5 protein-coding genes are annotated in these 6,000 nt (G+C 66.9%); 1 reads left to right on the forward strand and 4 read right to left on the reverse strand.

Going from position 1 to position 6,000, the window contains the following annotated elements:
* Positions 1 to 69 precede the first annotated feature (69 nt).
* Positions 70 to 1,050, reverse strand: a complete 981-nt coding sequence (locus N7333_RS17930) for an NADPH:quinone oxidoreductase family protein (protein WP_129481996.1) — start codon at positions 1,048 to 1,050, stop codon at positions 70 to 72.
* 149 nt (positions 1,051 to 1,199) lie between these two features.
* Here N7333_RS17930 and N7333_RS17935 point away from each other — a divergent pair, with 149 nt between their 5' ends.
* Positions 1,200 to 1,604: a flagellar basal body-associated protein FliL gene (locus N7333_RS17935; RefSeq protein ID WP_129481995.1), complete on the forward strand. Its 405-nt coding sequence runs from the start codon at positions 1,200 to 1,202 to the stop codon at positions 1,602 to 1,604.
* Between the two features lie 55 nt (positions 1,605 to 1,659).
* Here N7333_RS17935 and N7333_RS17940 read toward each other — a convergent pair whose 3' ends face one another.
* The 3 genes from N7333_RS17940 to N7333_RS17950 form a co-directional block, all read right to left on the reverse strand.
* Positions 1,660 to 2,784 (reverse strand): ABC transporter permease, encoded by a 1,125-nt coding sequence (locus N7333_RS17940; protein WP_129481994.1) that lies wholly within the window; start codon positions 2,782 to 2,784, stop codon positions 1,660 to 1,662.
* A complete protein-coding gene (rbbA, locus tag N7333_RS17945) occupies positions 2,784 to 5,489 on the reverse strand; it encodes a ribosome-associated ATPase/putative transporter RbbA (protein WP_129481993.1) in 2,706 nt (901 codons plus the stop codon). Before rbbA ends, N7333_RS17940 begins: the two co-directional genes overlap by 1 nt.
* Positions 5,486 to 6,000, reverse strand: a 515-nt coding sequence (locus tag N7333_RS17950; RefSeq protein WP_279859186.1) for an HlyD family efflux transporter periplasmic adaptor subunit, incomplete at its 5' end; no start/stop codon positions are given. The genes N7333_RS17950 and rbbA, both read right to left, overlap by 4 nt.

Consider the following 6,000-nt stretch of genomic DNA (forward strand, 5'->3'; position numbering starts at 1 on the left):
TTGGAGCCGGGGAGTTCGTCCTTTGAAGACTCAGCGTCGCAGGAGCGAGTCATTCCCGCCCCTGAGCACCTAGCGAACCTGCACCACCACCTTGCCCACTGCCTTGCGCTGGCCGAGGGCGTTTATCGCCTCACCGCCGCGTTCCAGCGGGAAGGTCTGCGAGACCAGGGGGCTCAGCTTGCCTTCGGCGTGCCAGGCGAACAGCTGCTGGAAGTTCTCGGCATTGTCCTGCGGCTGGCGCTGGGCGAAGGAGCCCCAGAACACGCCGACCAGGGAGGCACCCTTGAGCAGCGGCAGGTTGGCCGGCAGCGCCGGAATGCCGCCGCCTGCGGCGAAACCCACGACCAGGAAGCGGCCGTTCCAGGCGATGCTGCGGAAGGCTTCCTCGAACAGCGCGCCGCCCACCGGGTCGTAGATCACGTCTACGCCCTGGCCGCCGGTGAGTTTCTTCACCTCATCCTTCAGGCTCTGCTCGCTGTAGTTGATCAGCTCATCGGCGCCTGCCTTGCGCGCCACTTCCAGCTTCTCGGCGCTGCTCGCCGCGGCGATCACCCTGGCGCCCATGGCCTTGCCGATTTCCACCGCCGCCAGGCCGACGCCGCCGGAGGCGCCGAGCACCAGCAGGGTCTCGCCGGGCTTGAGGCCGGCGCGCTGCTTGAGCGCGTGCATCGAGGTGCCGTAGGTCATGCCGAAGGCGGCCGCGGTGGTCAGGTCCATGCTCTTGGGCACTGGCAGCACGTTATAGGCCGGCACCGCCACCTCTTCGGCGAAGCCGCCCCAGCCGGTCAGCGCCATGACCCGATCACCGGGGCGCAGGTGGCTGACCTTCTCGCCCACCGCCTTGACCACGCCGGCCGCCTCACCGCCCGGTGCGAAGGGGAAAGGCGGCTTGAACTGGTACTTGCCCTCGATGATCAGGGTGTCGGGAAAGTTGACCCCGGCGGCGTGAACTTCGATCAGCACTTCGTTCTTTTTCGGCTCGGGGCTGGCGATGTCTTCCAGAACCAGGGTTTCGGCGGGGCCGAAGGCTTTGCACAACAGGGCTTTCATGGGGTCGTTCCTCTTGCGGGATGCCAGGCAGTGTAGGAGCGGGGGGGCCGGGGTCAACGAGCATGCCCGCCTCTGATAGCTCGGCATAAGCCTTGGGTGCCGGCCCGTGGATGGCTATGCTAGGCGCATCCCAGATGGAGTGACCGCCCGTGAGAGTCCTGAGTGCCCTGCTGTTGAGTCTGTCGCTGTGCCTGCCTGCCCTGGCTTCTTCGGAAAAGAAGGAAGAGGTGCCGCAGACGCTCTACTACAACCTGGTGCCCGCGCTGATCGGCAACCTTGCCGATGGCGGCAACCGCCTGAAGTTCTTCAAGGCCGACGTGGCCCTGCGCGTCAACGGCGCCGAGGCCGAGGCGCGGATCAAGCATCACGACCCGCTGATCCGCCACCAGCTGGTGCTGCTGTTCTCGGCGCAGACCAGCGAGAGCATCAACGCCCCCGATGGCCGTGAGAATCTGCGCCTGGAAGCACTCAAGCAGGTGCAGCAGGCGTTGACCGCGGAAGAGGGCAAGCCGGTGGTGGAAGACCTGCTGTTCAACAACCTGATCATCCAGTAGCAGCAGGCCGTAGCCCGGATGAAGTCCCGCGCGGCATTTCCGGGTGGCGTACGGGCTACGCCATCTGCGCCAGGGTCTTGCGAAAGCGGCTAAGCGCGGCGAGGAAGAACAGCGTGCCGATCACGGCGATGGTCAGCAGTTGCGGCCAGACGATGGCCAGCCCGGCACCGCGGTAGAGAATGGCCTGGGCCAGGTCGACGAAGTGGGTGGTCGGCGCCGCCAGCATGATTTGCTGCACCAGCTCCGGCATGCTCTCGCGCGGTGTGGTGCCGCCGGAAAGAATCTGCAGCGGCAGCAGCACCAGGATGATCAGCAGGCCCAACTGCGGCATCGAGCGCGCCACGGTGCCGAAGAAGATGCCCATCGAGGTGGTGGCGAACAGGTGCAGCGCCGCGCCTGCCAGAAACAGCGCCAGCGAACCCTCGATCGGTACCTGCAGCCAGCCCTGTACCACCAGCAGCAGCGACAGCGCGGCGGCCGTCAGCACCACCAGGCCCATGGACCAGACCTTGGCCAGCATGATCTGCAGCGGCGTCACCGGCATCACCAGCAGGTGCTCCACCGTGCCGTGTTCGCGCTCGCGGATCAGCGCCGCGCCGGTGAGGATGATCGACAGCATGGTGATCTGGTTGATCACCTCCATCACCGAGCCGAACCAGGCGCGGGTCAGGTTGGGATTGAACGCCACCCGCACGACCAGCTCGGCCGGCTGTTGCGCCTCGCCGCGGTAGCGACGGACGAACTCGGCCACCTCGCTGGCGCCGATGCTCTGGATATAGCCGGCGCCGGTGAAGGCCATGCTCACCTGGGTGGCATCGACGTTGAGCTGAATCGCCGGGCTGCGGCCGGCCAGCACGTCGCGCTGGAAGTCCGGCGGAATGTTCAGGGTGAAGGTGTAGCGCCCGGAATCCATGCCCTGATCCATCTGGCTCAGGTCGATACGCTCGGGCGTGCGGAAATAGGGCGGCTGGAAGGCCTGGATCAGCCGTTCGGAGAGCTGCGACTGGTCCTCGTCGACTACCGCGATGGCCGCGTTGTGCAGGCTCTCCGGGATGCTGGTGGCGGCCGAGTACACGCCCATGCTGAAGGCCCAGAGAATCAGCAGCACCAGCGCCAGGTCGTGCTGCAGGCTGCGCAGCTCCTTGATGCCGAGGTGGAAGATGTTGCCCAGGCTCTCCATCAGACCTCCTGTTTGCGCAGCAGGCTGGCGCTGAGCAGGGTCAGCAGCGGGATGGTCAGCAGCAAGGCGGCGAAGTAGCCGAGCATGTCCTGCAGCTCCAGCGCCTTGGAGAACAGCCCGCGGCTGATCACCAGAAACTGCGAGGTCGGGTAGAGCTGGCCGACCAAGGCGCCGATCCCTTCCAGCGAGGCCACCGGATAGATCAGCCCGGAGAACTGGATGGCCGGCACCAGGGTGGCGATGGCGGTGCCGAACACGGCGGCGATCTGACTGTTGGTGAAGGTCGACATGAGCAGGCCGAGGCCGGTGGCGCAGGCCAGATAGAGCAGGGCGCCGAGTGCCAGGGTGAAGGGACTGCCCTTGAGCGGCACGTCGAACACCGTGACCGCCAGCAGCACCAGCAGGGCGCAGTTGAACAGGCCCAGGCCGATATAGGGCAACTGCTTGCCGAGCAGGAATTCCAGGCGGGTGACCGGCGTGACGTAGAGGTTGATGATCGAACCCAGCTCCTTCTCGCGCACCACGCCAAGGGCGGTGAGCATCGCCGGAATCAGCATCAGCAGCAGGGGAATCACCGCCGGCACCATGGCCTTGAGGCTCTCCACGTCCGGGTTGTAGCGGTAGCGCACTGCAAGCGTGGCGGCGTTGGCCGCTTGCGGCTGCGGCGAACGCCGCGCCAGCTCGCTCAGGTAGTGCTGATGCAGGCCGGTCACGTAGCCCTTGATGGTTTCGGCGCGGGTCGGCATGGCGCCATCGATCCACATGCCGATCTGCGGGTTGGCGCCACGCTTGAGGTCGCGGCCGAAGTGCGGCGGAATCTCCACCGCCAGGCTGATGTCGCCATTGCGCAGGCGTCGTTCCAGTTCGTCGTAATTGGAGAGCGGCGCCTTCTCCAGGAAGTAGCGCGAGCCGGAGAGGTTGCGGTGGTATTCCTGGCTGGTGGTGGTCTGGTCGCGATCGAGCACGGCGAAGCTCAGATCCTCCACGTCGAGGCTGATGCCGTAGCCGATGATAAACAGCAGCAACACCGTACCGAGCAGGGCCATGCCGCCGCGAATCGGGTCGCGGCGCAGCTCCAGCGCCTCGCGCCGGGCATAGCTGAGCAGGCGGCGCAGGCTGAAGTGCTGACGCTGCGGCTGAGCGGGCTGTTCCAGGGGCGGCGCCTCGCTGACCGGCTGTTCGCCGACCGCCTCCTGCAGGTAGGCGATGAAGGTGGCCTCCAGGCTGTCCAGCCCGCGTTTTTCCATCAGCCCCTGCGGCGTGTCGCTGTCCAGCACGCGGCCGGCGTGCATCAGCGAGATGCGGTCGCAGCGCTGCGCCTCGTTCATGAAGTGGGTGGAGATGAAGATGGTCACGCCGTCCTGGCGCGACAGATCGAGCATCAGTTGCCAGAAGCCGTCGCGGGCCACCGGATCGACGCCCGAGGTGGGCTCGTCGAGGATCAGGATCTCCGGCTTGTGGATCACCGCCACGGCCAGCGACAGGCGCTGGCGAATGCCCAGCGGCAGACGCTCGGGAAGCATGTCCATGACCTCGCCGAGGTTGAAGCGCGCGGCCATCTGCCTTACGCGCGGCTTGATCTCGGCGGTCGGCACGTGGAACAGCTGGGCATGCAGCACCAGGTTCTGCCGCACCGTCAGCTCGCCGTACAGGGAGAACGCCTGCGACATGTAGCCGACGCGCTTGCGCGTAGCCATGTCGCGCGGATCCACCGCCTGGCCGAACAGCAGCGCCTCGCCCTCGCTGGCCGGCAACAGGCCGGTGAGCATCTTCATGGTGGTGCTCTTGCCGCAGCCGTTGGAGCCGAGAAAACCGAAGATCTCGCCGCGGCGGATGCGGAACGACACCGAATCGACCGCGACGAAATCACCGAAGCGCATGGTCAGGCCCTTGGCTTCGATGGCGATCTCGTTGCTGTCTTGCAAGGGCGGAATCACCACCTGCTGATGGCCGCGGCGGCGCTCTTCGGGCAGCAGGGCGATAAAGGCCTGCTCCAGGCTGGCGCTATGGGTGCGGGCGCGCAGTTCGCCTGGGCTGCCTTCGGCCAGCACGCGGCCGGCGTCCATCGCCACCAGATGGTCGAAGCGCTCGGCCTCCTCCATGTAGGCGGTGGCCACCAGCACGCTCATCTGCGGACGCTGCCGGCGAATGCGCGCGATCAGTTCCCAGAACTGGTTGCGCGACAACGGATCGACGCCGGTGGTCGGCTCGTCGAGGATCAGCAGATCCGGGTCATGAATCAGCGCGCAGCACAGCCCGAGCTTCTGCTTCATGCCGCCGGACAGCTTGCCCGCCGGGCGCTCACGAAAGGCCGCCATGCCGGTGCTGCGCAGCAGGTCGTCGATGCGCCGCTCGCGCTCGGCGGCGTCCTGGCCGAACAGACGGCCGAAGAAATCCAGGTTCTCGAACACCGACAGCGTCGGGTAGAGGTTCTTGCCCAGGCCCTGCGGCATATAGGCGATATGCGGGCAGACGTTGCGGCGATGGCGCGCCGTGGCCATATCACCGCCCAGTACCTCGACGCTGCCGTCCTGAATCTTGCGCGCCCCGGCGATCAGCGCCAGCAGGCTGGACTTGCCGACGCCGTCCGGGCCGATCAGGCCGACCATGCGCTGCGCCGGCAGCGCCAGCTCGATGGCGTCGAGGGCGCGGGTCTGGCCGTAGCGCAGGCCGACACCGCTCAGGCGGGCGACCGGCGCGTTCATTGCGGAACCTTGATCGCCAGATGCGCGGGCCACTCGGCGTCAGGATCGAGGCGCAGATAGGCCATGCCGGGCACGCCGGTCTTGACCTGCTGCAGGTGCTTGCTCAACAGCTCGGGATCGATGCGTGCCTTGACCCGGAACATCAGTTTCTCGCGCTCGTTGGCGGTCTCCACGGTCTTCGGCGTGAACTGGGCGACGCTGGCGACATAGCTGACCCTGGCCGGGATCACGTACTGCGGCGCGGCGTCGATCACCAGGCGCACCTCGCTGCCCAAGGCAACGCGGCCGGCCTGGCGCTCGGGCAGGAAGAAGGTCATGTAGACGTCGGTGAGATCCACCAGATTGAGCAGCTTGCCGCCGGCGCCGAGCACCTCGCCCGGCTGGGTCACGCGGTACTGCACGCGGCCGGTGCGTGGCGCCCTGAGCAGGCCGTCGTCGATGTCCACCTGCAGCCGTTCGACGCTGGCGCGGGCCGCCTCGGTGGCCGATTGCGCCTCGATGGCCTGCGACT

Origin of the sequence: Pseudomonas sp. GD04158 (assembly GCF_029834875.1) — a bacterium.
Taxonomy (GTDB): Bacteria; Pseudomonadota; Gammaproteobacteria; order Pseudomonadales; family Pseudomonadaceae; genus Aquipseudomonas; species Aquipseudomonas hydrolytica.

Coding starts and splice junctions, on each gene's coding strand:
- N7333_RS17930 (WP_129481996.1), bottom strand. CDS start 1,050: ATGAAAGCCCTGTTGTGCAAAGCCTTCGGCCCCGCCGAAACCCTGGTT.
- N7333_RS17940 (WP_129481994.1), bottom strand. CDS start 2,784: ATGGAGAGCCTGGGCAACATCTTCCACCTCGGCATCAAGGAGCTGCGC.
- rbbA (WP_129481993.1), bottom strand. CDS start 5,489: ATGAACGCGCCGGTCGCCCGCCTGAGCGGTGTCGGCCTGCGCTACGGC.